23 protein-coding genes and 1 other RNA gene are annotated in these 25353 nt (G+C 47.9%); 21 read left to right on the top strand and 3 right to left on the bottom strand.

Annotation, left to right across the window (positions count from 1 at the left end; all coding sequences use genetic code 11):
• Positions 1–13 precede the first annotated feature (13 nt).
• On the bottom strand, positions 14–2092 hold the full coding sequence (locus HNR77_RS26780; RefSeq protein ID WP_184190760.1) for a transglycosylase domain-containing protein: 2079 nt from the start codon (positions 2090–2092) through the stop codon (positions 14–16).
• A gap of 259 nt (positions 2093–2351) precedes the next feature.
• On the opposite strand from HNR77_RS26780, the gene speE reads away from it, so the two are divergent.
• Together speE and speB are read left to right on the top strand one after the other, a co-directional pair.
• A complete protein-coding gene (speE, locus tag HNR77_RS26775) occupies positions 2352–3179 on the top strand; it encodes a polyamine aminopropyltransferase (protein ID WP_184190758.1) in 828 nt (275 codons plus the stop codon).
• Between the two features lie 14 nt (positions 3180–3193).
• The gene (gene speB, locus HNR77_RS26770; RefSeq protein ID WP_145406675.1) at positions 3194–4063 is read left to right on the top strand and encodes an agmatinase; all 870 of its coding nucleotides are present in this window, start codon (positions 3194–3196) and stop codon (positions 4061–4063) included.
• Between the two features lie 365 nt (positions 4064–4428).
• On the opposite strand, the gene HNR77_RS30465 is transcribed toward speB, so the two are convergent.
• A complete protein-coding gene (locus HNR77_RS30465; protein WP_260410934.1) occupies positions 4429–4560 on the bottom strand; it encodes a hypothetical protein in 132 nt (43 codons plus the stop codon).
• Between the two features lie 246 nt (positions 4561–4806).
• Here HNR77_RS30465 and HNR77_RS26765 point away from each other — a divergent pair, with 246 nt between their 5' ends.
• The 5 genes from HNR77_RS26765 (at position 4807) to argS (ending at position 9527) form a co-directional block, all read left to right on the top strand.
• Complete coding sequence (locus HNR77_RS26765; protein WP_184190756.1) at positions 4807–5052, top strand: hypothetical protein; 246 nt, start codon at positions 4807–4809, stop codon at positions 5050–5052.
• 184 nt (positions 5053–5236) lie between these two features.
• Positions 5237–6718 (top strand): alpha-N-arabinofuranosidase, encoded by a 1482-nt coding sequence (locus HNR77_RS26760; protein ID WP_184190754.1) that lies wholly within the window; start codon positions 5237–5239, stop codon positions 6716–6718.
• 3 nt (positions 6719–6721) lie between these two features.
• Positions 6722–7024 carry a DUF6171 family protein gene (locus tag HNR77_RS26755; RefSeq protein ID WP_221444016.1) on the top strand — a complete coding sequence of 101 codons (303 nt, stop codon included), beginning with the start codon at positions 6722–6724 and terminating at the stop codon, positions 7022–7024.
• Positions 7025–7425: 401 nt separating this feature from the next.
• The gene (locus HNR77_RS26750; protein ID WP_184190752.1) at positions 7426–7851 is read left to right on the top strand and encodes a YwiB family protein; all 426 of its coding nucleotides are present in this window, start codon (positions 7426–7428) and stop codon (positions 7849–7851) included.
• A complete protein-coding gene (argS, locus tag HNR77_RS26745; protein WP_184190750.1) occupies positions 7848–9527 on the top strand; it encodes an arginine--tRNA ligase in 1680 nt (559 codons plus the stop codon). The genes HNR77_RS26750 and argS overlap by 4 nt, the downstream gene beginning before the upstream one ends.
• 264 nt (positions 9528–9791) lie before the next feature.
• Here argS and HNR77_RS26740 read toward each other — a convergent pair whose 3' ends face one another.
• Positions 9792–10946: a S8 family peptidase gene (locus tag HNR77_RS26740; RefSeq protein ID WP_184190748.1), complete on the bottom strand. Its 1155-nt coding sequence runs from the start codon at positions 10944–10946 to the stop codon at positions 9792–9794.
• A 489-nt stretch (positions 10947–11435) separates the two neighbouring features.
• Between HNR77_RS26740 and rpoE the strand changes: the two genes are divergently transcribed.
• The 14 genes from rpoE (at position 11436) to HNR77_RS26670 (ending at position 24998) form a co-directional block, all read left to right on the top strand.
• Positions 11436–12005, top strand: a complete 570-nt coding sequence (gene rpoE / locus HNR77_RS26735) for a DNA-directed RNA polymerase subunit delta (protein ID WP_184190746.1) — start codon at positions 11436–11438, stop codon at positions 12003–12005.
• A 493-nt stretch (positions 12006–12498) separates the two neighbouring features.
• Complete coding sequence (locus HNR77_RS26730) at positions 12499–14103, top strand: CTP synthase (RefSeq protein WP_110899527.1); 1605 nt, start codon at positions 12499–12501, stop codon at positions 14101–14103.
• A gap of 385 nt (positions 14104–14488) precedes the next feature.
• Positions 14489–14875, top strand: a complete 387-nt coding sequence (locus tag HNR77_RS26725; RefSeq protein WP_111273531.1) for a response regulator — start codon at positions 14489–14491, stop codon at positions 14873–14875.
• A gap of 271 nt (positions 14876–15146) precedes the next feature.
• Complete coding sequence (gene fba / locus HNR77_RS26720; RefSeq protein WP_111273530.1) at positions 15147–16001, top strand: class II fructose-1,6-bisphosphate aldolase; 855 nt, start codon at positions 15147–15149, stop codon at positions 15999–16001.
• A gap of 147 nt (positions 16002–16148) precedes the next feature.
• Positions 16149–17402: a UDP-N-acetylglucosamine 1-carboxyvinyltransferase gene (locus HNR77_RS26715; protein WP_110899530.1), complete on the top strand. Its 1254-nt coding sequence runs from the start codon at positions 16149–16151 to the stop codon at positions 17400–17402.
• A gap of 498 nt (positions 17403–17900) precedes the next feature.
• Positions 17901–19226 carry a transcription termination factor Rho gene (gene rho / locus HNR77_RS26710; protein ID WP_184190744.1) on the top strand — a complete coding sequence of 442 codons (1326 nt, stop codon included), beginning with the start codon at positions 17901–17903 and terminating at the stop codon, positions 19224–19226.
• Between the two features lie 55 nt (positions 19227–19281).
• Complete coding sequence (locus HNR77_RS26705; protein WP_184190742.1) at positions 19282–20556, top strand: radical SAM family protein; 1275 nt, start codon at positions 19282–19284, stop codon at positions 20554–20556.
• Between the two features lie 103 nt (positions 20557–20659).
• On the top strand, positions 20660–20857 hold the full coding sequence (gene rpmE, locus HNR77_RS26700) for a 50S ribosomal protein L31 (RefSeq protein ID WP_145406672.1): 198 nt from the start codon (positions 20660–20662) through the stop codon (positions 20855–20857).
• Between the two features lie 152 nt (positions 20858–21009).
• Positions 21010–21277: signal recognition particle sRNA large type (ffs, locus tag HNR77_RS26695), an RNA gene on the top strand.
• A 177-nt stretch (positions 21278–21454) separates the two neighbouring features.
• Complete coding sequence (gene dnaX, locus HNR77_RS26690; RefSeq protein ID WP_184190740.1) at positions 21455–23200, top strand: DNA polymerase III subunit gamma/tau; 1746 nt, start codon at positions 21455–21457, stop codon at positions 23198–23200.
• A gap of 57 nt (positions 23201–23257) precedes the next feature.
• A complete protein-coding gene (locus tag HNR77_RS26685; RefSeq protein ID WP_111273525.1) occupies positions 23258–23569 on the top strand; it encodes a YbaB/EbfC family nucleoid-associated protein in 312 nt (103 codons plus the stop codon).
• Between the two features lie 35 nt (positions 23570–23604).
• Positions 23605–24204, top strand: coding sequence for a recombination mediator RecR (gene recR / locus HNR77_RS26680; RefSeq protein WP_111273524.1), 600 nt, complete (start codon positions 23605–23607; stop codon positions 24202–24204).
• Positions 24205–24401: 197 nt separating this feature from the next.
• Positions 24402–24683 (top strand): DUF2508 family protein, encoded by a 282-nt coding sequence (locus tag HNR77_RS26675; RefSeq protein WP_260410933.1) that lies wholly within the window; start codon positions 24402–24404, stop codon positions 24681–24683.
• Positions 24684–24728: 45 nt separating this feature from the next.
• Entirely contained in the window at positions 24729–24998 is a 270-nt protein-coding gene (locus HNR77_RS26670; RefSeq protein WP_184190738.1) for a pro-sigmaK processing inhibitor BofA family protein, read from the top strand.
• Positions 24999–25353: the final 355 nt, after the last annotated feature.

Below are 25353 nucleotides of genomic sequence, written 5' to 3'. Positions count from 1 at the left end.
GTTTAAAGATGCATCACTCTACCCACCAGCGTTTGAAATCACTCCACCAGGAATGTTTCTGCTCCTGTATTCCTTTTTGATTCTGTACCTCAAGTGCTTTTTTATCCTGCGGTGAATCCTGCATTTCTGTATTTCCATAGCAGACTTCCGTAGGCTCGGTGCCCTCAATAAACACTTCCAGGCGTTTGTCTTCACAGCCGTTGCCGGCCAGCTTGCCCGTCTCCGGGTTAATGTAGACACTCACGACCTGATCCGGCACGGAAAAGATTTTGGGCGGCACACTTGCCAGAGCCTGTTCCGTGAATTGGGCGAATATAGGAGCCGCCCGGCGACCGTCTGATGTGGATATCGCCTTGCCCTGATCATATCCAACCCATACAGCTGTGGATAGCTCAGGTGTGAAGCCAACCATCCAGCCGTCGGTGTTTGTGGTCCCGGTCTTGCCTGCCACCGGACGCTTGATCGCAGCGGATACCCGATTGCCGGTGCCCCCGTTCTCAAACACACTTTCCATTAAACGAGTCAGTACATAAGCTGCTGCCGGCTCTACGACCGTTTCGGCCTTGGTCTGAGGGGATTCGTATATTACATGCCCGGCAGCATCGGTGATTTGCAAAATGGCAATCGGTGGTATCCGCTGTCCCCCGGCTGCGATGACCGAGAAGGCCGAGGCCATCTCCAGCGGACTTACAGGTGAGGTACCAAGCGCGAGTGAAGGCACCGGGCTGAGCTTGCTTGTGATGCCGAGATTCTGGGCCATGCTGACCACTTTCTCAGGACCAATCTTCATTATGGTGTTTACCGCGTAGATATTATCAGAAGCCGCAATGGCTTGCCGCAGATCAATCTCACCCAGATATTTATCCCCGAAATTGCCGGGTTTGTAAGTTTTGCGGTCATTGTCATAATGGAACAGCGTAGGCTGGCTATTGAAAATGGATGCACTGGTAAGCTGCTTCGACTCCAGCGCAGCCAGATACATGATGGGTTTAAAAGCCGATCCCGGCTGGCGTGTTGTAGCCAGCACGTGGTTAATCTGATTGGTGCGATAATTTTTGCCGCCAACCATCGCTTTAATATAGCCTGTGCGTGGGTCGATGGACACGAGAGCCGTTTCCAGCTCGCTTTTTGCGTCCATTCCTTGCGCAACAGCCTGTTCCGCAGCCTTTTGTACACGCAGATCCAGTGTGGTATAAATGTTCAGCCCGCCGTGATCCAGCATCGCTTCACTGATGCCCAGTTCCTTCACAGCGATGTTTCGAATATAATCGCGAAAATAAGGCGCACTTTCCACCGTTTTGCGTTCGCTCTCCGGTTTGAAATGGAGCAATTCCTCATAGGCAGCATCGGCCTGCTTTTGTGTAATATTCCCGGTTTCGATCATCGCTTTGAGTACAATGCGCTGTCGGTCCTTGGCATTTTTCATATGATTGTATGGCGAATAATAAGTGGGGCCCTTCGGGATACCTGCCAGCATGGCGCTTTCCGCCAGATCGAGCTGTTTGGCCGATTTGCCAAAATACATCTGAGCCGCAGCTTCAATACCATAAGCGCCATGTCCATAGTAAATTTCGTTCAGGTACATCTGTAAAATCTCATCCTTACTGTACTTCATCTCCAGTTGTGCGGTGTACATCGCTTCCTTGGCTTTGCGCGTCCATGTTTTTTCGTGAGATAGATAGAGATTTCGCGCCAGCTGCTGCGTCAAAGTGCTTGCTCCCTGAGACATGCGCATATGCTGTATATTTACAAGGACCGCTCTTCCCATGCCCTGAATGTCAAAGCCGAGATGATCCCGGAACTTGCGATCCTCTACAGCGAGTGTGGCGTTCACCAGATCAGGCGCGATATTCTGAAGCTGGACCGGGATGGAATCCTTGCCGCCAGCAGAGAAGGTAGCAATGACTTCGCCCTTGCTGTCCAGCAATCTGGAGTTGCGATCCGAGTCGGCCAGAGGCAGGCTGGTTGCGTATAGATATACCAAAATCGCAGCGCTGGCAATCAGACCGAGAGCGGTAAGGATGGACAGATTTTTAAATAATGTGCGTACACGGAACCCGCTTTTGCGGGTCTTGGTATTCTGCTTGTTCATGGAACGGGCTCCTCTCTTTTCTTTCCAGTATGGGACGTGATTAACAGGGATATTCAATCTGCCTTCGAAGTAAACAAATTGTAGCCCATTTCAGCGTGAAAACCGTTTTGCAGTTGATTCGTCTATCGCGTATAATGCAAAAGGGTAATGAAAAGGTAGGGTTCGGCACAACATACTAAAGCGTGTATGGACGAACATACCAGTGATTATGCATTGTCATGTGATCACTAATTACTTTTACGGAGAGAAGGTAGCGATCATGGAACTGTGGTTTACGGAGAAACAGACCCCTGTATTCGGAATTACCGCAAAGATCAAGCAGACTTACGTCACGGAGCAAACGGATTTTCAGGACCTTGCAATGATTGAAACCGAGGAGTTTGGCAACATGCTGGTATTGGACGGCATGGTGATGACAACGGTGAAGGACGAGTTTGTATATCATGAAATGGCAGCACATCCTGCCTTGAACACTCACCCTGATCCGAAAAAAGTACTGGTGGTTGGCGGCGGCGACGGTGGCGTAATCCGTGAAGTCATCAAACATGATGCCGTGGAAAAAGCAGTTCTCGTTGAAATCGACGGTAAAGTGATTGAATACTCCAAACAATATTTGCCTGAAATTGCAGGCAAGCTGGACGAGCCTAACGTTGAGGTGCTCGTTAACGATGGCTATATGCATATTATTGAACATAAAGATGAATACGACGTCATTATCGTAGACTCTACAGAACCTGTAGGCCCGGCTGCTCCGCTCTTCGAGCGCGGTTTCTATCAGGGCATTTATGAAGCGCTCAAAGAAGACGGCATCTTCGTCGCCCAGACGGACAACCCTTGGTTCAAGGCGGATCTGATCCAGAAGGTGAACAAAGACGTCAAAGAAATCTTCCCGATCGTACATGTGTACGGCTGTAATATTCCAACCTACCCAAGTGGTCTGTGGACATTTACCATGGGCAGCAAAACGTATGATCCACTTGCGGTGGATGAGACTCAAATTCCGGAGATGGATACCAAGTATTATTCTCCGCGTCTGCACAAAGCGGCATTTGTACTTCCGAAATTCGTGGAAGATTTAACGAAATAAAAGGGGATATCAAGATGAAACTGGATCAAGCTTATTCAGGAAACGTATTTATTTGCAGCTCTGAAGATTATGAAAATTCAAAAGCCGTTATCTACGGTATGCCAATGGACTACACCGTCAGCTTCCGTCCGGGTTCCCGTTTCGGTCCGGCTCATATCCGTCAGGCATCGGTTGGGCTTGAAGAGTACAGCCCATACCTTGATAAAAGCATCGTGGATATGACGTATTTTGATGCGGGAGATCTGCTTCTGCCGTTCGGTAACGCAGGACGCAGCCTTGAGGTCATCCATGAGTACATCGGAAGTCTGCTGGCCGATGACAAATTCCCGATCGGTCTTGGCGGCGAGCATCTGGTGACTTGGCCTGTTATTCAACAGATGTACAAGAAGTATCCCGATCTGATTTTGATCCACATTGATGCACATGCTGACCTTCGCGAAAGCTATGAAGGCGAGCCGTTGTCCCACTCTACACCTGTGCGCAAAGCGGCTGAACTGATGGGCGGTCAAAATATTTATCAATTCGGTATCCGTTCCGGCTCCCGTGAGGAATTCCAGTATGGACGCGAGAATATTAACTTCTACCCGTTTGAAGTAGCGGCTCCAATGAAGGAAGCACTGCCGAAAATGGGCAACCGTCCAGTTTATGTAACCATTGATATTGACGTGCTTGATCCATCTGCTGCACCGGGGACAGGAACAGCAGAAGCGGGTGGCATTACATCTAAGGAGCTGCTTGAAGCCGTTCATATGATCGCAGGATCCGATGTGAATGTTGTAGGCTGTGACTTGGTTGAAGTAGCACCGATCTATGACCCGACGCAACAGACACAGATCGTAGCTGCGAAGTTGATTCGTGAAATGCTGCTTGGGTTCGTGAAGTAAACGTTGTGCAATGCTGATGTATCTAAACGTATAAAGCGATTATGAAATCCTCGTCTGTGCAGATGTGAAGATCTGTACAGACGAGTTTTTGTTTTTATAGACGATGGTGGCTGAAAAAGTTAAATCAAGTTAACTTAACTTATGATTTGGGCTATGTTATACTGGGAACATAAGAGTTTAGTAATATATGAATTAATATATTACAGCCGTGAAGTATAGGGTTTGCAGGTTCGACCATATACTAAATAAAGAGTCATCATCGCGCCAACGATAATGACTCTTAGGACCTGAAAGGCTGTGGATTGCCACGGCGTGCAAGAATTAAATAATGCTATTCAAGCGAACCCACCGTCAGGCGCTCAACCTTATGAGGTGGGTTTTTGCTTGTTACGAAACTTTTTGCGCAACCAACGGTAAAGCCTTCGTCCACTCAGCACAATGCTGAGGATCGCAGCAATCCACCGGATTACATCAAGCAACGCCACAAGTTTGACCATCGACGTCACCCCCTCTCGGACAGCAACGCCGTGGTCAGAAAACATCCACACTCAATCATAAGCCCATACCTCTGATTATAGCACATACGTTCCTATTACTCTATGGTGTGAAACCACCTTTATCCTGATGAACGACATCATGGGTAAAAGTGGTTTTTTTCTTGCGAAATTGTCATCCGGTTTTATCGGATTGTTACGTAAAGATGCACAAAATAGGGTAAAACGATAACAGAAGGTGTTTAGCGAATGGCAAATCCATCAACGAAGAACACCAGAAACATCAAGAATAACAAGATGCTTAAAACATGGAAACGGATCGGTGCAATGGCGCTATCTCTCACCCTGATGTGGGGACTGGGGCCAGCGCATACATTATCTGATGCCAGCGCTGCATCTATGAGACGACAGACGGGGGCAATACATGGTCACCAAAAATTTCATTTTAATGAGAACAGAATTAATAAATTTGATTATGAATTAATAAGATTATGATTCCAAAGAAAGATGGTTTCACATGCGTTATGGCGTCTATTGGCGTCATTATGGTGATAAACAGGCTCTTTTCCTGAATGTTGAAATGGAAAAGGGTCTTTTGTTTCGGAAATAAAAGAGTTGAAACCTTCCTTGAAACAGGGTATTGTAAGCGATAACAACATCATTCAGGGAGGTTGAAATTATGGTTAATGTTATTTTAAAGGCTGATTCAGACAATGGATTAATAAATCGCAATATTTATGGTCATTTCTCCGAGCATCTTGGACGTTGTATCTATGAAGGGTTGTGGGTAGGGGAGGAATCGCTTATTCCGAACACGGAAGGTATTCGTAACGATGTGCTTGGCGCGCTCCAGAAGCTGAACATTCCTGTACTTCGCTGGCCGGGAGGATGCTTTGCCGATGAGTATCACTGGAAAGATGGGGTAGGGCCAAAGAGTCAGCGTGCACGTATGATTAATACGCACTGGGGCGGCGTAGAGGAGAACAATCATTTTGGCACACATGAATTTATGAGACTGTGTGAACTGCTTGGTGCAGAGCCGTACATCAGCGGCAACCTTGGCAGTGGAACCGTCCAGGAGATGCAGGAATGGGTAGAGTACATTACGTTTGACGGCGAGTCCCCTATGGCGAACTGGCGGAAGCAGAACGGCCGCGAAGAGCCGTGGAAGCTGAAATATTTTGGTGTGGGTAACGAGAACTGGGGCTGTGGTGGCAACATGCGTCCAGAGTATTATGCGGATGAATACAGACGTTATGCTACATATGTACGTAATTATTCAGGGAATCAGGTCTACAAAATCGCATGTGGACCGAACGATAGCAACTATGAGTGGATGGAAGTGCTGATGCGTGAAGCGGCTCGTTTCATGGATGGCATCAGTCTGCATTATTACACCATTCCGACAGGCGTATGGGAAGATAAGGGGAACGCAACCGGTTTTGGAGAAGCAGAATGGTTTACCACGCTGAAGAAGACCTTGTTTATGGATGAATTACTAGTGAAGCACTCTGAGATCATGGACAAATATGATCCTGAGGGCCGGGTCGGCATTATCGTAGATGAGTGGGGGACGTGGTACAACGTTGAGCCGGGAACGAATCCGGGCTTCCTTTACCAGCAAAATACGATGCGGGATGCCGTACTGGCTGCGGTGAACCTGAATATTTTCAATCAGCATAACAAACGGGTGCATATGGCGAATCTGGCTCAGATCGTGAATGTGCTGCAGTCACTGGTACTCACCGAAGGAGATAAAATGCTCCTGACGCCTACGTATCATGTGTTCGACATGTATCAGGTTCATATGGATGCACAGCGTCTGGATCTCAGCTATGAGAGCCCGGGATATACGTTCGGAGACGAAACGATCCCTCAGCTTAGCTTGTCTGCATCACGCAACAAAGACGGAGTTATTCATGTGACAGCATGTAATCTGAGTCATACAGATGAGCTTGAAGTGGTATGCCAGCTTGAGGCAGGTCAGGCGGCGAGTGTGTCGGGGCAGGTTCTTCATCACACTGACTTTGGGGCGTTTAATACGTTTGAACAGCCAGAAGAGGTGAAACCTGCAGCTTGGGAAGGGCTTGTTCTGGAAAAAAATACATTACGCTTCGTACTTCCTCCGGCTTCCGTTGGTGTAATTGCTGTTAAGGGTTAAGGCATGAAGTCCTTCAGCTATGAACAACAGCGGTCAAACGAGGGGAGAAATGCCCCTTGTAAAGGGTGTGACAGTCAATATGATATTCATATCAGTGATGCCAAAATGGCCCGGCTGGTGGAGATCGCTTCACGCTCCCGCGCCACAGTAGAGGATGAGGAGTATGGACGGCGGCTTGCGATCTGCTCTGCCTGTCCTGATCTGCAGTACGGGACGACATGCCGTCATTGCGGCTGTCTTGTACAGGTGCGCGCCAAGCTGGCCGAGTCTACGTGTCCTTATCCTTATGCATCGCAGTGGGCATAATAATCAGCTCCCTCTTTTGGCCTGAAGCAGGATGAATCTGTTTCATTATAATGAAGCAAGAGGACAGGAAGATTTAATTAAAAGGGCCAGGAATGATAGAAGTAACAGGGCAGGAATGATAGAAGTAAGAAGGAAAGATGATTAATGCAGGTGATGAAATAAATGCGAAATAAAGGAGGGCCGCCGATAAGGGTGCGGCTCTTCTTTTTGATGCTGAGAGAAAAAAACTCTGAATTTGGATTTGAATTGAGCGGGTGAACTGGATATAGTTATACAGTAGAGTGTAGGAGAGCAAGTTATTCGGAATATAAGCGTGTATAGCGGCACAATGATACAGGAAGGGCTGATCTCACCAGCCGTCCTGTTTTGCGTCGCCTCGAATATAATGGAGGTTAACATTCATGTCGAAGATGCGACCGGTTCAGATCCGGCTGCACAGCCGTTATGAAGGGGAAGATGTACTGCAGGAAATGCAGGGAGAAGCTGTGGTAAAAGGGGCATATCTGTATGTCCGTTACGAAGAGCCGCAGGCCGGACCCGAGGGAGGCATGACCCGTACAACATTGAAGCTGGGCGGACAATCCATCAAGATTATACGTCATGGTGAGGTGGAGTCGGAGCAGACGTTCGAATTAAACCGAAAGCTGCCGGGTTTCTACCGTTCGCCATATATGTCGTTTGCCCTGTCCACTTATACACAAAAGCTGGAACTTTCCATTCAGGGATTGAGCGCACGCGCCGCGTGGAGCTACGACTTTTACCGCTTTGATGAAGAAGCCGGACATTTTGCGATTAGTTTGCATATACAGGAGGAACCAAATTCATGACACGTAATCCACTAGACACAATTAACGAACGGGTAAGTACAGCGATTGGCAGCGCCATTGTGGCGGCTGGCATCGTAACACAGGAACAGCTTCCTGCCATTACGCTGGAGGTGCCGCGCGACAAATCTCACGGTGACCTTGCCACCAATGCGGCGATGCAATTGACCAAAATCGCCAAGCGCAATCCGCGCCAGATCGCCGAGGAGATTATCGCTAACCTGAATCTTGCTGATGCGGGCATAGAGAAGGCCGAGATTGCGGGACCGGGATTCATCAACTTCAAATTGGACAAAAGTTATCTCTATCCCGTGCTTCAACTGGTACATGAGCAAGGCGAGAATTACGGAAGAATTGATGCCGGAGCGGGGAAAAAGGTTGAGATGGAATTTGTCAGTGCCAATCCAACAGGCAGTCTGCATCTGGGTCATGCCCGGGGAGCAGCTGTAGGGGATGCCCTGTGCAACATTCTCGATTATGCAGGATATGAAGTAACTCGTGAATACTATATCAATGACGCGGGCAATCAGGTGTTCAACCTGGCACGTTCCATTGAAGCGCGTTATTTGCAGGAGCTTGGTCAGGATGCCGAGATGCCGGAAGATGGCTACCATGGCGAGGACATCAAAGGTTTTGCAAAGGAGCTTGTTGCTGAAAAGGGAGACAGCCTGCTGTCCATGCACCCAGGGGATCGCGCGGCTTATTTCCGTGATTATGGTCTGGAGAAAGAACTCGACAAGATCAAACGTGACCTCAATCGCTTCCGCGTGAAGTTTGACATCTGGTTCAGTGAAACGTCGCTCTATGATAACGGTGAAGTGCTTCGCGTGCTGGACGAGCTGCGTGACCGCAACGAAATTTATGAAAAAGATGGCGCAACCTGGCTGAAAACGATGCAGTATGGTGACGACAAGGAACGGGTACTAATCAAAAACGACGGTACGTATACCTATCTGACACCGGATATTGCGTATCACCGTGATAAATATTCCCGTGGTTACGATACGATGATCAACATCTGGGGTGCCGACCACCATGGATATATTCCACGCATGAAAGCAGCGATGCAAGCACTGGGCAATGACCCGGATAAGCTGGTTGTCTTGATTGCGCAGATGGTCAGCCTGTTCCAGAATGGCGAGAAAGTGAAAATGTCCAAGCGTACGGGCAAAGCGGTAACGATGGAAGATCTGATGGATGAAGTCGGCATTGATGCCATCCGTTATTTCTTTACGATGCGCAGCATGGATTCCCACCTGGACTTTGACATGGATCTGGCGATTTCGACATCCAATGAAAATCCGGTGTTCTACGTACAATATGCGCATGCACGTGTATGCAGTGTATATCGTCAAGCCGAAGAGCAAGGCATCGAGCTATTGCCGCTGGCTCAGATTGATCTGTCCAAGCTGACAACCGAGCACGAATATGACCTTCTTCGCAAAATGGGTGAGCTGCCTGAAGAGATTGCAGCAGCGGCGACCGGTTATGCGCCGCACCGCATCATTCGTTATGTCTACGAACTGGCATCCCTGTTCCATAGTTACTACCGGGCTGAGCGCGTCATTACCGAAGACGCGCAGCAGACCCAGGCGCGTCTGGCGCTGATCGGTGCCGTTCGCACCGTCATCGCGACAGCGCTGCGTCTGGTGGGCGTATCCGCACCAGACAAAATGTAATCCCTTCGGCCAAGCGGCGGGCAGCATGCAGCCGCCTGGCCGAAGGCACAAAGTCTCCATGCCCGCGCGAGCAGCTCTGCTTGCGCGCGGGCATGGAGACTTTTTTGTGCCCTGCGCTGGCATAGCCGCAGGGCACTGCTTCAAGAGCAGGCACACTCGCGCCTGCTCTTGCTTGTGCTTGCTGCGCAAGGCATGCCCGGCCTCAGCCGGCATCCATTGCTGCGCAGCACAGCTGTCGGCGGCTTAGCAGCGCCTGCCGCCGGGTTACCCCCCGCCCTCCTGCATCAGCTTGAGGGCGTCAATTTCTCCACCGCGAATTTTGCTTTTCGCGGTGGCGCTTTTGCGGGCGCGCAGTGGAACGGTCGCGCGCTTCACAAGAGCCTTGATCTCGGCCGGAGACAGGCCGGGATGTTTAGCTAACAGCAGGGCAATGGCCCCGCTGACGTGAGAGGTTGCCATAGATGTTCCGCTCATCTCGTGATGCTTGCCTTGTACCCAGCAGGACACAATTTTGTCGCCTGGGGCGTAGACATCCACATAAGCCCCGCGATTGCTGAATGACGCAATACGCCGATTTTTGTCAGTAGCTCCGACAGAGATCGTTTGCGGATAACGGGCAGGATAATCAATGCTGCGACGCTTGCCGTCGTTTCCTGATGAGGCCACGATGACAATGCCGGCATGATATGCGCGGTTAACGACATCCAGCAAGGATTTACTGCGTGTTTTCATGCCAAAGCTCATATTAATGATATCGACCTTATTGCGCACACACCAGTCAATGCCAAGCACGATGTCAGAGACGTACGCCGAGCCGTTATGGTCAAATGCTTTAACCGGATAGATCACGGAGCGCGGAGCAACACCGATCATACCTGCGGTGCTGTTCGCTGCAGCGATGGTTCCCGCAATATGTGTGCCATGTCCGTTGTCATCATAGGGAAGCATGCTTCGGTTCAATAGATTAATTCCGCGAGCCAGGGAATATCGCAGATCGGGGTGATGGTAGTCTGCCCCTGTATCAATGACGCCGATTTTGATCCGGTGTCCTGTTGATACAGACCATACTTTGGGAGCGCGGATGTGCTTCACTCCCCAAGGTATACCCTGAGCGGTGCTCGGTTTATTGTGAAGTGCCGAAGAATGAAGCGAGATTGGAGTGTCTTCCTCTATTGTAATGTCGTCCCCGTAGCGATATAACATATCCGGGTTCGGTACGGGGGCGATGAGGGTTCTGGCAAGTCTGGAGGCCTGAACGCCTCCCAGATCGGTGAATTCATTTCGCATTCGGGATAATTCAGCAAGACAGGCCTCGTACTGCTGCGGTTTGGCAAACCGGATCAGATAACGTGCCCCTTGTTCAGACGCGGGGCATCTCATTCCGTCAATCAATTGATGTAATAAACCGGTATAGTCCATTATGGGCGGCCCCCTTCGGGATGAACATGCTGAGGTATTCTATGAATGCGTTCATCCCGCCGCATGGGGAACTTGCCCTTTTTTTACAAAAAGACATTCTCTTCGTGTCAAAACGGGCGCAGGGACATATGATGGATGGAGAGCTAGAGGGCTCTTGCGGGGAACCTGGTGAGGAGCAATCCTACGAGGGTATACAGTCAGAAGGCGGAGGGGACTCCGTCTTTTACATATGAATCACGTTGAAATAACGGTTCTATGCTCCAATCATGGTTGAGAAACATATGGCAATTCATGCATTCCGGCCTTTAAAATGAGCAGCGTGCAAAAGAGGGGGGAAGCATAGCTCTGCAAATATGGGACATGCTTACAGAAAAACTTGCTTTTTAACGCTAAATAGGTTTTACTTAGGTTTGTTAATGGATATGTTATACGTAACGTTCCAGTTTGCAGGGATATAAAGTGAATTATGTGTGAGAGGAAGTGTCTTCAGTGAGTACCTCGCTCAATTTGAAAATTGATAAAGAAAAGGTAAGAGAGATTCCTTTGGTGGATCTGGCCTTTATGGTGCTGAAAGCGGCTAATACGCCGTATTACTACCGGGATTTGATGAATGAGGTAGCAAAGCAGCGCGGAATGACGGATGAAGAGATCAACGAGTATATCGCCCAGCTGTATACCGAAATTAATATCGATGGCCGTTTTGCTTGCGTCGGTACAAGTCTTTGGGGATTGAAACGCTGGTATCCGGTTGCTGGAACAGAAGATTCCATGACGGGTGCGAAGCGTCCACGTATCATCAACGATGAAGATGATGATCTGGAAGACGAAGACTTCGGTGAAGAGGACGACAGCTACAACAGTGACGAAGACTTCGACAGCACAGATGATGATCAGGACGAAGATGAAGACGATGACGATGATGATGACATCTTTGATGAAGACGACAGCGAAGAAGAAGTGCTGGTTGAAGATGATGATCTGGAAGATGAAGACCTGGACGAAGACGATGAAGAGTCTGAAGACGAGGATGAATTTGACGACGATTCCGATGTTCGCTAGTCCTTTTTGATGACCAATGGTTACCCGTTTTTTCCCGAACAGTCAGCCTTGACAGCGGACGGGGTAACGGGTAAACTATTGCATGGGCTTATGAATGAGCGAGAATATATTTATGTTTTTTAGAGAAAGTGCCCCGTCCTGCGGGAGTACTTTCTTTTTGTATTTTTAGAGGCAGAATGATGCCAAACGATTACTTTTCCGACTGCTCCCGGCCAAATCTTTTGGGCCTGTTTTTTTTGTATGTTCAAACAAGGAAATGGAACCTGCCGAAGAGACCCGGCTTGAGGACAAGCAAGGATGAAGGCTCCCGGAAAGTTTGCGTTATTTATGCCAAGGAATGTGTGTAGTTAAACCGTCTTCGCTGGAAAGGGTAGTCCGCAGATGCAGTTAATTTCTGCCATTGCTCTTTTTCACGATGATTACCTGAGAAACGGGTTACGATAACACCATATATCGCCTGAATTTCTGTACTTATATTAGGAGGGTAATAACAGTGACAAAGTATATTTTCGTGACGGGCGGAGTTGTGTCCTCCCTGGGCAAAGGGATTACAGCAGCCTCGCTGGGCAGATTGCTGAAGAACAGAGGACTCAAAGTAACAATTCAGAAATTCGATCCATACATCAACATTGACCCGGGAACGATGAGTCCTTATCAGCATGGTGAGGTGTTTGTAACCGATGATGGCGCAGAGACGGACCTGGATCTGGGTCACTACGAGCGTTTTATCGACATCAACCTCTCCAAAAACAGCAACGTCACGACAGGTAAAGTGTACTCTTCCGTAATCAGCAAAGAGCGCCGTGGAGAGTACCTGGGCGGTACGGTTCAAGTTATTCCGCACATCACCAACGAGATCAAAGAGCGTGTATTCCGCGCTGGACGTGAAGCGGGTTCGGATGTCGTTATTACAGAGATCGGCGGTACCGTAGGCGATATCGAAAGCTTGCCATTCCTTGAAGCTATTCGTCAGATCAAGAGCGATGTAGGCCGTGACAACGTAATGTACATCCACGTTACATTGATTCCATATATCAAGGCTGCTGGCGAAGTAAAAACAAAACCGACACAGCACAGCGTTAAGGAACTACGCAGCATCGGTATTCAGCCTAATGTGATCGTGTGCCGTACGGAATACGAATTGTCCAAAGATATGAAAGCCAAAATTGCACTCTTCTGTGACATCGACGAGAATGCTGTAGTGGAATGCCGTGATGCAAGCACGCTGTATGAAGTGCCGCTTAACCTTCGTGAAGAAGGTCTGGATGAGATCGTGGTTAACCACCTGAAGCTGACCACTCCTGCGCCGGATATGAGCGAGTGGGAAGGTCTGGTGAACCGGATCAGCAAGCTGGAGCGTACGGTTGAGATTGCAATCGTTGGTAAATATGTAGCGCTGCATGACGCGTATCTGAGCGTTGTCGAGTCGCTTTCACATGCGGGATTTGCATCCAATGCAGATGTGAAAATCCGCTGGGTTCCTTCTGAGGATATTACGGATGAGAACGTAGGCGACATGCTGCATGGCGTTGGCGGTATTCTCGTACCAGGCGGCTTCGGTGACCGTGGTATTGAAGGTAAAGTATCGGCAATTCGTTATGCTCGTGAGAAAAACATTCCATTCTTCGGTATCTGTCTGGGGATGCAGGTTTCCGTTATTGAATATGCACGCTCCATCGTGGGCTTGAACGGTGCTAACAGCTCCGAGATCAACCCGGCTACGGAATTCCCGGTAATCGATCTGCTGCCTGAGCAGAAAGATATCGAAAATCTGGGCGGAACGATGCGTCTGGGTCTGTACCCTTGCAAGCTTCAGGAAGGTTCGCTCGCGATGGCTTGTTATGATGATGAACTGGTGTATGAGAGACATCGTCACCGGTACGAGTTCAACAACGAATATCGTGAAGCGATTGAAAAAGCCGGCCTCGTTATTTCCGGTACATCACCGGATGGACGTCTGGTTGAGATCGTGGAACTTCCAGGACACCCATGGTTCCTGGCTGTACAATTCCACCCGGAATTTACTTCCCGTCCAAACCGTCCGCAACCGTTGTTCCGTGAGTTCGTGAAAGCTTCTCTGGAGAATGCGGAGAAATAATTGTTTTGTTTTATTGGAAAATCAAGCGAAGAAGGATGCTTTCAGCCGCCAGCAGCGGCGGCGGAAGCATCTTTTTGTTTTATGGCATAAACGTGTCTTAAATTGCTTAGTTGTTATTTTTTAGATAATGAGAGGATTTTAGAAGAAGAGGCTTGAATGAGTGGATTTTAGAAGAAGAGGTTTGAATGAGAGGATTTTAGAAGAAGAGGTTTGAATGGGAGGATTTTAGAGGAAGAGGTTTTATGTGACAACAGGATTTTTATGGAAATGATTTGAGATAATAGAAGGATTTCAATGGAAGAGGTAGAATACTTATCATGACGACTATGGGATAGTTATCCAGATGTTATGTGTATATGCTTTCCTAATTCTAGGAGGTTACAGCGTGGAAGATAAAAAAGTTCTGATTGTCGATGACCAAAATGGTATTCGAATTCTACTCATGGAAGTGTTCAGCAGCGAAGGATACAACACATTTCAGGCGGCGAATGGCAAAATTGCACTTGAGATCGTTAACAGGGACAAGCCGGATCTGGTTCTGCTGGACATGAAAATTCCGGGGATGGACGGGCTTGAAATTCTGAAACATATCAAGGAGATTGACCCGGAGATCAAAGTCATTATGATGACGGCGTATGGAGAACTGGATATGATCAAGGAAGCTACCGATCTGGGTGCGCTCATGCATTTTACGAAACCGTTTGATATTGATGAGATGCGTGTAGCCGTCAATATGCAGCTTCGCAATGGTGCTGCCAACAAGTGCAGCTAAATCCTGTAGATACAGGATTTTTTTGCGTCAATTATTAATGATGTTTCGTTTTGTGTCGAATCATAGAAAACTGGGGTATTTCACCTGTTTTTGCGGGGAATATTGGAAATGGGACCGAAATCCTGCTGTGTCTCTGAAAACTGTGCTGCAAAGCACAGCATTTTTGCAAATGCTTGTTTAGTATTTGACATGGGATGTGGTATAATAAGCCCGTATGTGATTTCGGCTAAAAACCATAGACACAACCCAAACCCCTAGGAGGATTGAAACCATGCCATTAGTATCTATGACAGACATGTTGAACAAAGCACTTGAAGGAAAATACGCAGTTGGTCAATACAACATTAACAACCTTGAGTGGACTCAAGCGATTCTTGCTGCCGCTGAAGAAGAGAAATCCCCGGTAATCCTGGGCGTATCCGAAGGTGCAGCGCGTCACATGGGCGGCTTTACTACTGTTGTTAAAATGGTAGAAGGACTCTTGCATGACATGAAAATTACTGTACCAGTTGCCATTCACCTGGACCACGGTTCAAGCTTCGACAAATGTAAAGAAGCGATCGATGCTGGCTTTACTTCCGTTATGATCGACGGTTCCCACCACCCGATTGATGAGAACATCGAAATGACTAAAAAAGTGGTTGAGTATGCACACGCTAAAGGTGTTTCCGTAGAAGCTGAAGTAGGAACTGTAGGCGGACAGGAAGACGACGTTATCGGCGGTATCATGTATGCTGACCTGAACGAGTGTATCCGTATCGTTAAAGAAACAGGTATCGACACATTGGCGCCAGCTCTTGGTTCCGTGCATGGTCCTTACCACGGCGAGCCTAACCTGGGCTTCAAAGAAATGGAAGAAGTTCGTGACGCGGTTCAAGTTCCACTCGTACTGCACGGTGGTACTGGTATTCCTAAGCACGATATCGATAAAGCAATCTCCCTGGGTACTTCCAAAATTAACGTGAACACAGAGAACCAAATCTCGTTCACCAAAGCAGTTCGTGAAGTGCTTGCAGCAAAACCAGACGCTTACGATCCACGTACGTTCATCGTACCAGGCCGTGAAGCGATCAAAGAAACCGTTAAAGGTAAAATCCGTGAGTTTGGTTCCAACAACAAAGCGTAATTTATCTTTACCAGTTCCATACTGTGAAATGGAAGAACACCGCCTAGCCGGTGTCTTTCCATTTTCACACCTTATTTCTACATCGTTAGCCATCAGCACGTATTGCCGTTCATCGGCTGCAAAACACGTAGGGGGACATTAAGCTTTATGGAAAAACTAATGATTAGCGGCGGACGTCCGTTACAGGGAACTGTAACCATAAGCGGCGCCAAAAACAGCGCCATCGCGCTTATTCCTGCAGCATTGCTTGCCGAGTCTGAGGTCGTGTTGGATAACTTGCCGTTACTTAGTGACGTGGCAGTATATGCGGAAATTTTGGAGGAACTCGGAGCACGTGTAACCTGGGAAGGCAGTCAGATGAAAATTGATCCTTCCGATATCAAATCCATTCCGATGCCAAATGGCCCGGTGAAGAAGCTGCGTGCTTCGTATTATATGATGGGCGCACTGCTTGGGCGTTTTAAGGAAGCAACAATAGGTTTGCCCGGGGGCTGTAATTTTGAGCCTCGTCCGATTGATCAGCATATCAAAGGGTTTGAAGCGCTTGGCGCAACGGTAACCAATGAACATGGCTCTATCCACCTGCATGCCAAAGAGCTGCGGGGAGCTAAAATATATCTGGATGTAAGCAGTGTCGGTGCAACGATTAACATTATGCTGGCGGCCACACGTGCCAAAGGCTCTACAATTATTGAAAACGCGGCTAAAGAGCCTGAGATTATAGATGTAGCAACACTCCTGAACTCTATGGGTGCGAGCATCAAGGGTGCAGGAACAGAAACCATTCGCATTGAAGGGGTGTCGGAGCTCAAGGGGTGCCGCCATTCTATTATCCCTGACAGAATTCAGGCAGGCACGTATATGATTGCTGCTGCGGCAACGCGCGGAGATGTCCTGATTGATAATGTCATTCCCAAACATCTGGAGGCTTTAACAGCCAAGCTGCTGGAGATGGGTGTAGGTATTGAGGAGCTGGATGAAAGCATTCGTGTAATCGGACAGCCTAAATATAACCATGTGGATGTAAAGGCACTTGTATATCCGGGGTTTCCAACCGATCTGCAATCACCGATGACTAGTGTACTGACACAGGCAACGGGTGTAAGTGTACTGAGTGATTTTGTATACAGCAATCGGTTCAAACATGTGCCAGAGCTTGTACGGATGGGTGCCAAAATTCGTGTGGAAGGCCGTTCAGCGATTATTGAAGGCAGTTCCCTGAATGCGGCCAAAGTCAAAGCGTCTGATCTTCGTGCGGGCGCGGCACTGGTCATTGCGGGACTTACCGTGAATGAAGGTGTTACGGAGGTTACAGGTGTTGAATTTATTGATCGTGGTTACGATCATCTGGTAACCAATCTGCGTCTGCTTGGTGCGGACGTATGGCGGGAAACCGAATAACGTTTTTTTATGGGGCAGCATCGTTTATCATACGCCAGAGGCGTGTTTTTTAGCGGTGCTGCATAACCTGTAATCGAATGGGGTAAACTATTCTAATAGATTTTGAAGTCTCTTTCGGATAGGATAGAACTTGATGGATATCTTGTTCCGAGGGTCTTTTTTTGAAATAAACATCATATGGCTTTAAGAACATCATTTCCTTATATAAGTTTATGAAAATCATTCCTTTTCTCCAATCCCCGGATTTGTTTGAACCTGCGCTCCATAGCCGGTCTTCCCGGATCGATCGCCCCATGTTAGGAGTTCACTCATTACAGGATCATGCCATGTTATGGCCATTCCACCCGGAAACTTACACATAAAGACAAGTATTTGCATTATAACGGTTACATTCCGTACAATGGACAGAAGAGATTGGGGTCAGAATCGCTCTCTAGCTGAAATAACTGACGAAACTATCCATTTCACGGACTCATTAATTGAATAGGTGGTTATTATATGGATCTACAAATTTCCGATTTGGAAGAAATGAAACTAACGGACCTCTATAAGCTGGCGAAAAAATACCAGATTCCTTATTACGGTACCCTCAAAAAGAAAGAATTAATCTTTGCCATCCTCCGTGCACAAGCGGAACAAAGCGGTCTGATGTTTATGGAAGGCGTGCTTGAGATTTTACCTGAAGGGTACGGTTTCCTGAGGCCGATCAATTATCTGCCAAGTACAGAAGACATCTATATCTCGGCTTCACAGATTCGCAAGTTCGATCTTAGAACGGGTGACCTGGTGTCAGGCAAATGCAGAACGCCTAAAGAAAACGAAAGATATTTCGGTTTATTGCAAGTCAATGCTGTGAATGGTGAGAATCCATCAGCAGCTGCGGAGAGACTTCACTTCCCGGCATTAACCCCACTGTATCCGCAGAAGAAACTGATTCTTGAAACATCCCCGAGCCACTTGTCCACACGTATTATGGATGTGCTTGCCCCGGTAGGGCTGGGACAGCGTGGATTGATCGTAGCACCTCCCAAAGCGGGTAAAACGCTTCTCCTCAAAGAAATTGCCAACAGCATCTCAACTAACAATCCAGAAATTGAACTATTTGTCCTGTTGATTGATGAACGCCCAGAGGAAGTAACGGATATGTCTCGTTCGGTAAAAGGGGAAGTTGTGGCTTCCACATTTGATGAGCTGCCTGAGAATCATATCAAGGTTGCGGAACTGGTATTGGAACGTGCGCTGCGTTTGGTTGAGGCAAAGAAGGATGTTGTTATTCTGCTCGATAGCATTACTCGTTTGGCCCGTGCGTATAACCTGGTTATTCCGCCATCCGGTCGTACGCTGAGTGGTGGTATTGATCCGGCGGCATTCCACCGTCCGAAGCGTTTCTTCGGCTCCGCCCGTAATGTGGAGGAAGGCGGCAGCTTGACTATTTTGGCTACAGCGCTGATTGATACGGGCTCACGTATGGATGACATTATCTATGAAGAATTTAAAGGTACGGGAAATATGGAGCTTCATCTGGATCGTAAGCTGGCTGAACGTCGTATCTTCCCTGCGATAGATATTCGCCGTTCCGGTACGCGTCGTGAAGAGGTGCTGCTGAGTAAGGAAGAACTGGATACCATCTGGGCGATTCGCAAAAATATGAATGATTCCCACGATTTCGTTGAAGGATTCCTGAAAAAGCTGCGCAATAGCAAAACAAATGCCGAGTTCCTTGCAGCTTTTGATGCGGCTGGCAACAGTCCCTCCAGCAACTCGGGAACAACAACAACTCGCCTCTCGCCAAGACAAACTGCTACTTCAGGAACATCGAATTAACGTTGAATAGAACACTTGTCGTCAGGTTTAACCTAATAGATGTGAGGAGAACATCATGTATTTAGTATACGCAGATGAAAAAGGTAATGTATTTGATCATCCTTCCCTGTACGGGCTTGCTCGTAGTGGAGATATGATCGTCGAGATTATGGAGGATGAGTTGATTCCTCTGCCGGATGGTGCAACGTTGGTTGGTCTTCCAAGTACCCGTCCCATTGGTATGGACCCCGACACGGGTGAGATGATGCCGATGCCGAGTGGTACACAGGCGGTTGGAGCTTTGCTTCCGCAAGGCTTTACCCGTTTATGTCTGCCTGGTTATGTAAAGACGGATAAAGAGTACAAGCTGCCGCTGTTTGGATATTCGGCTGTCGTATGGAAAGATGGAGGCTTCTACGTTACAGCTTCGCAGTCAGATACTCCGGACAAATGGAATCCGATGAACTGTGATCGTGATGATGTGCGTTCTGGCGTGAAGCGTTTGACCGAACAATACCCGGAGAATCGTCTGTATACCCACTTGTCGAACTGTGCACTAGGTTATGAATGTCTGACTTCTTCCAATACGTTCTTGAATCGCTGGGAAGGTGGCGTGCCGGTATCTTACTCCTGTAACGCTGGCTGCTTCGGCTGTATTTCAGAGCAACCGGATGACAGCGGCTTTGTATCCCCGCAGACACGTATGAACTTCCGCCCGCGTGTAGATGAGATTGTAGAGGTTATGCTGGAGCATCTGAAAACCCCTGAGTCGATTATCAGCTTTGGACAGGGATGTGAAGGCGAACCTTCCACGCAGGCCAAGCTCATTATTGAGGCAATTCGGGAAGTGCGCTCGATTACCGATATGGGGTATATCAACATTAATACCAATGCCGGACTGAACGATCATATCCGTGGCATTGTAGATGCGGGTCTTGATCTGATGCGTGTAAGTACAATCAGTGCGCTGGACGATCATTATAATGCGTACTACAAACCTCGTGGTTACACGCTGGCTAATGTAGAGAAGTCCATGAAATATGCAGCGGAGCAAGGCGTGTATACATCCATCAACTATTTGATCTTCCCGGGTGTAACGGACCGGGAGGAAGAGATTGAAGCGATGATTGAATTTGCGCGCCGCACCAACCTGCGCCTGATTCAGATGCGCAATCTGAATATTGATCCGGAGAGTTATCTGGAGTTGATTCCGCCGGCACAGGGTGACATTCTGGGGATGAAGCAGATGCTGGAGATCTTTGCAGAAGAACTGCCAGATGTCGTGATTGGCTCGTACACTCATGTTCCACCAGCAGGGATGGCTCGTCCCAAAAAGCTGATCACCTCTTGAATGAATTAGATTGCAACCAGCTTTATGCCGTGTTATAATCTGCTGTGTTGTGCCATTTACTCTGGGTCCGCTTGAGGCTCAGGGCGGAAAGAGGTGAAAGGTAATGAAAGAAGCAATTCATCCTAAATTCACGATCGGTCAAGTATCCTGCGCATGCGGTAATACGTTTGAGACTGGTTCCGTTAAAGACGGACTTCGTGTAGAGATTTGCTCCGCGTGCCATCCGTTCTTCACAGGTAAACAGAAGTTTATCGATGCTGGCGGCCGTGTGGATCGTTTCAAAAAGAAATACGGCATCTAATAGAATCAATCCTAACGGATTGTCTAATTATTGCATCCAACGACCTCTGCCTTATGGCGGGGGTTTTTTATTTTTTATAAATTTTTGGAGTAAAACGTGTTCCATTTGCTGCCGGTTGCAATTATGACAAGCTTACGTTATACTATTTCTTACCGTGCTAGATGGGGAGGTAGCGGTGCCCTGTAACTCGCAATCCGCTATAGCGAGGTTGAATTCCTGTTAGAGGTTTTGTCGATGTGAGGTTTGGTCCCTGAACGCGGTGTTGACGGTTGGGTCCTCCGCAATGAGTACTCATGAACCTGGTCAGGTCCGGAAGGAAGCAGCCATAAGTGAGACCACTCTTGTGCCGGAGGGTTGCCTAGCCCGAGCTGTTGTTCAGGGGTGCCGCTTGGATCGCAATTATCGATAACAGGTGCACGGCTTAATCTTTTAAATGTAGAGACCTTTGCAGCGTATGAATGCAGGGGTCTTTTTTGATATGTTAATGTTAAAATGCGTATGAAATCAGTCAGATAGAGTTTGGAATCACTCTGGAATATAGTATAATGGGGTGACGACAACGGACTCGAATGCGAAGTGGAAGGAAGGTAACGCATCATGGAGCATATCGCGTTATACCGGGCGTGGCGTCCTCAGTCGTTCCAGGATATGGTGGGACAACAGCACATTATTCAGACTTTGCAGAATGCGATTCGTGAACAGCGAACTTCCCATGCCTATTTGTTTAGCGGGCCCAGAGGAACGGGCAAGACAAGTGCCGCCAAAATATTGGCCAAAGCTGTAAACTGTGAGCGTGGACCTGCAACGGAGCCTTGTAACGAATGTGAGGCTTGCCGCCGAATAACGAGCGGCGCTGTGATGGATGTGCAGGAGATTGATGCTGCATCCAATCGGGGTGTTGAGGAAATCCGTGATCTTCGGGAAAAGGTGAAATATGCCCCGACCGAAGTGCGGCAGAAGGTTTATATTATTGATGAAGTGCATATGTTGACGACAGAAGCGTTCAATGCTTTGCTCAAAACATTGGAAGAGCCGCCGCCGCATGTGATGTTTATTTTGGCAACAACTGAACCGCATCGTCTGCCAGCGACCATTATATCACGGTGTCAGCGATTTGATTTTCGCCGTGTATCTTTGGAGGAGCAGACAGCCAGACTGGCTTTGATCTGTGAACAGGAAGGCATGGAAGCGGATCATGATGCACTGCAGTACATTGCTCGGTTATCGGATGGGGGGATGAGGGACGCGCTAAGCGTGCTTGATCAAATCTCTTCATTCACCGATGGACGAGTGACATATCAACAGGTTATGGATATGACCGGTGGCATTGCTTCGGAGCAATTCGCCAAGCTGGCCGCTTCCTTGCTTAAAGGGGATGTCGGCCATATCCTGCAGATGATCGAAGGCTTTATGCATGAAGGCAAAAGTGCAGACAAATGTATGGAGAACCTGCTGTATTATTTCCGGGATTTGCTGATGATCAAGATGGTGCCGGATGCGGACAAGCTGACGGATCGGGTGCTGAATCCTGAATCATTTCGAGATATGGCGGAATCATTCACCAAGGAACAGCTGTTCCAGATGATTGATACGCTGAATCGGTATCAAAGCGAGATGAAATATGCAGTTCAGCCGCAGACATTATTTGAGGTCGCGCTGCTTAAACTGTGTAGTATCCCGCCTTCGGGCGGGGCAGCCGCAGCGGCAGGAGCATCCTCTCCATCGACAGCGGTGGATAGCGGAGAGATTAACCGACTCAAGCAGCAGTTGGCCGAGCTTGAGAAAAAGCTGGATCGGGCACTCAAAAGCGGTCTGTCTGGTGGAGAGGCTGCATCAAGTGCTCCCTCCAGGCCGGCATCGCGTGCGCCAATGTCCAGATCTAATGCTCCGGCGAAGCTGCCGGCACATCTGGATCAATATGTTGCGCGCAAGGGGTCTCCCGAGTTCGCGGAGATCAGCAAAAAGTGGAGTCAAATTCTGCAGCGTGTCAAAGAGGAAAAGGTCACGGTGCATGCCTGGTTTATGGATGGAGAGCCGGTATCACTGCTTGATGACAATGTGCTGGTTGCTTTTAAAAACAACATCCACCGTGAAACAACGGAGAAGCAGGCCAATCGTGATGTTATTGAGCGTGTGCTTTCTGAGCAACTTGGGCGTCCGGCACGGCTTGTGACGATGATGCTCAGGGATTGGACGGGAGCGATGGAAGGAGCTACTGATGCGCCAAAGGAGGACTTTAAGCTTGAACCTGAGCATGAAGACGGGGGTTCAGGCGATAAGCAACCTTGGATTGATGAGGCGATCCAGCTATTTGGTGAGGATCTTGTAGTTATTAAAGAGTAGTACGTCTGAATGCAGTGTGTATAATTTGAGATAACTATATTAAAGGAGATGACGGATATGAATAACATGAACCAAATGATGAAGCAAGTGAAGAAAATGCAGGAGCAAATGCTGAAGGCTCAAGAAGAACTCGCAGACAAAACAGTTCAAGGGACTTCTGGCGGCGGTGTGGTAACAGCTGAAGTGAATGGCCATAAAAAATTGCTTTCTATTACAATCAAGCCGGAAGCTGTTGATCCGGATGATGTTGAAATGCTTCAAGACCTTGTCATGACTGCGGTGAATGATGCTTTGACCAAGGCTGATGAAATTGCAAATCAGGATATGGGTAAATTCACAGGCGGCATGAAAATTCCGGGACTGTTTTAATTTGAACTGATCCTGTCCAAAGGAGACACAACCGATTGCACTATCCTGAACCGATAGCCAAGCTGATTGATGCCTTTACCCGTCTGCCGGGTGTGGGGCCGAAGACAGCGGCGCGTTTAGCTTTTCATGTGCTTAACATGAAGGAAGATGACGTTATTGATTTTGCCAAGGCACTCGTCAGTGTGAAGCGTAATCTTCATTACTGTTCTGTGTGCTGTAATATTACGGATACAGACCCTTGCCGGATCTGTCAGGATAAGTCGAGAGATGTATCGGTAATCTGTGTAGTTCAAGACTCGAAGGATCTTGTGGCTATGGAGCGCACCAAGGAATTCGATGGGTATTATCACGTGCTGCAGGGCGCAATCTCTCCGATGGAGGGGATTGGCCCGGACGATATACGTTTGAAAGAGCTGTTAACCCGATTGAGTGATGAGCGTGTCAAAGAGTTGATTTTGGCAACCAATCCGAATATCGAGGGTGAAGCAACGGCGATGTACATTTCCCGTCTGGTGCGTCCGTTTGAAATCAGTGTAACCCGTATTGCCCATGGACTGCCTGTGGGCGGAGATCTGGAGTATGCGGATGAGGTTACACTCTCGAAGGCGTTGGAAGGGCGCAGGGAAATGCGCTGATGTTCATTACGTGATTTCAGTATAAATGAGAGAACTTCGTATTATTTTTTTAAAAAAAGCATAGTATCATCTTCAAGAGAGGGCCAAGTGCTCTCTCTTTTTTTTGTTATTAATTCGGATGTCCAAGTTCTAAGTTTGTCCCTTCCTTGATATGTATGAAAGTGTGCTATATGGATGATATGGGGGAGGGAACACTGATGTTAATGTGGCAAAAAGTACGGAGACTAGGGGAAAAGGGGAAGAGGGAAAGTCGGCAGCTTGAGGAGGAGCAGTCTCAAGTATATGCGGATGTGGAGAAGGCGAGACAGGAGTGGGAGCGGGCGATGAAGCAGTTCGAATATGCTCTTGGGAAAGATGAGATTGATTATGCAATCTATGTACTTGAAGCGGCAGAACGAAAGTACCAGATTCATTTGAAGCAGGCGAAACGATTGAGTGGAGTGCAGGAGGAGGTCATCGAACGGAAAGTCAGCATGTGACACTGTGCAGTTGGGAGCAGACGACTATAACTGGAGGTGGGTTTTATGAAGACTGTAATTCTGGGGAGTGTACTAGTTGCGTCTCTGCTGGCACTTGTTGTTATCCTGTTCAGGAAGAGGTTGGGCTTATCGGTCTTTACGTCAATTGGAGTTCATCTAGTGATGGCTGCTGCGGGCATATATGTTGTGAATTATTCAGGATGGATAACAGGGATGTATATACCTTTAAACCCTGCTACGATAGGTACCGTTACGGTTTTGGGTCTGCCGGGTGTAGGGCTTTTATTAGGATTGAAAATTTCTTTGTTTGCATAGTTGACTATTAGGGAAATTATATGGTACATTATATCTCGTTGCTTTGCTTGCTTGGATTCAGGCTTTGACTGAAATGAATGAAGTTCAATAAGAACTTCAAAAAATAATTTCAAAAAAAGCTTGACCAAAACAAACGAAGTATGATATATTATAAAAGTCGCCGCTGAGACAAAATGGTGACAAAAAACGAAGTTTGATCTTTGAAAACTGAACAACGAGTGAGTAATGATCTTGCTTGCAAGATCAACAATGAGATTAACAATCTCGTCAGATTCAAAATGAGCTAATCGCTCTTTTCAATACTTTATTGGAGAGTTTGATCCTGGCTCAGGACGAACGCTGGCGGCATGCCTAA

It is taken from the genome of Paenibacillus sp. JGP012, from assembly GCF_014203995.1.
Classification (GTDB): domain Bacteria; phylum Bacillota; class Bacilli; order Paenibacillales; family Paenibacillaceae; genus Paenibacillus; species Paenibacillus silvae.
Note: the sequence above shows the minus strand (reverse complement) of the source record. Positions and strands in the feature narration are given on the sequence as shown.

Bases quoted from the DNA above. Each gene is read 5' to 3' on its own strand.
- speB (WP_145406675.1), top strand. From the start codon at position 3,194: ATGAAACTGGATCAAGCTTATTCAGGAAACGTATTTATTTGCAGCTCT.
- HNR77_RS26705 (WP_184190742.1), top strand. From the start codon at position 19,282: ATGTATTTAGTATACGCAGATGAAAAAGGTAATGTATTTGATCATCCT.
- fba (WP_111273530.1), top strand. From the start codon at position 15,147: ATGCCATTAGTATCTATGACAGACATGTTGAACAAAGCACTTGAAGGA.
- rpmE (WP_145406672.1), top strand. From the start codon at position 20,660: ATGAAAGAAGCAATTCATCCTAAATTCACGATCGGTCAAGTATCCTGC.
- HNR77_RS26760 (WP_184190754.1), top strand. From the start codon at position 5,237: ATGGTTAATGTTATTTTAAAGGCTGATTCAGACAATGGATTAATAAAT.
- HNR77_RS30465 (WP_260410934.1), bottom strand. From the start codon at position 4,560: ATGGTCAAACTTGTGGCGTTGCTTGATGTAATCCGGTGGATTGCTGCG.
- HNR77_RS26715 (WP_110899530.1), top strand. From the start codon at position 16,149: ATGGAAAAACTAATGATTAGCGGCGGACGTCCGTTACAGGGAACTGTA.
- argS (WP_184190750.1), top strand. From the start codon at position 7,848: ATGACACGTAATCCACTAGACACAATTAACGAACGGGTAAGTACAGCG.
- HNR77_RS26750 (WP_184190752.1), top strand. From the start codon at position 7,426: ATGTCGAAGATGCGACCGGTTCAGATCCGGCTGCACAGCCGTTATGAA.
- HNR77_RS26675 (WP_260410933.1), top strand. From the start codon at position 24,402: ATGTTAATGTGGCAAAAAGTACGGAGACTAGGGGAAAAGGGGAAGAGG.
- HNR77_RS26765 (WP_184190756.1), top strand. From the start codon at position 4,807: ATGGCAAATCCATCAACGAAGAACACCAGAAACATCAAGAATAACAAG.
- HNR77_RS26740 (WP_184190748.1), bottom strand. From the start codon at position 10,946: ATGGACTATACCGGTTTATTACATCAATTGATTGACGGAATGAGATGC.
- HNR77_RS26755 (WP_221444016.1), top strand. From the start codon at position 6,722: ATGAAGTCCTTCAGCTATGAACAACAGCGGTCAAACGAGGGGAGAAAT.
- HNR77_RS26670 (WP_184190738.1), top strand. From the start codon at position 24,729: ATGAAGACTGTAATTCTGGGGAGTGTACTAGTTGCGTCTCTGCTGGCA.
- dnaX (WP_184190740.1), top strand. From the start codon at position 21,455: ATGGAGCATATCGCGTTATACCGGGCGTGGCGTCCTCAGTCGTTCCAG.
- HNR77_RS26780 (WP_184190760.1), bottom strand. From the start codon at position 2,092: ATGAACAAGCAGAATACCAAGACCCGCAAAAGCGGGTTCCGTGTACGC.
- HNR77_RS26685 (WP_111273525.1), top strand. From the start codon at position 23,258: ATGAATAACATGAACCAAATGATGAAGCAAGTGAAGAAAATGCAGGAG.
- speE (WP_184190758.1), top strand. From the start codon at position 2,352: ATGGAACTGTGGTTTACGGAGAAACAGACCCCTGTATTCGGAATTACC.
- rho (WP_184190744.1), top strand. From the start codon at position 17,901: ATGGATCTACAAATTTCCGATTTGGAAGAAATGAAACTAACGGACCTC.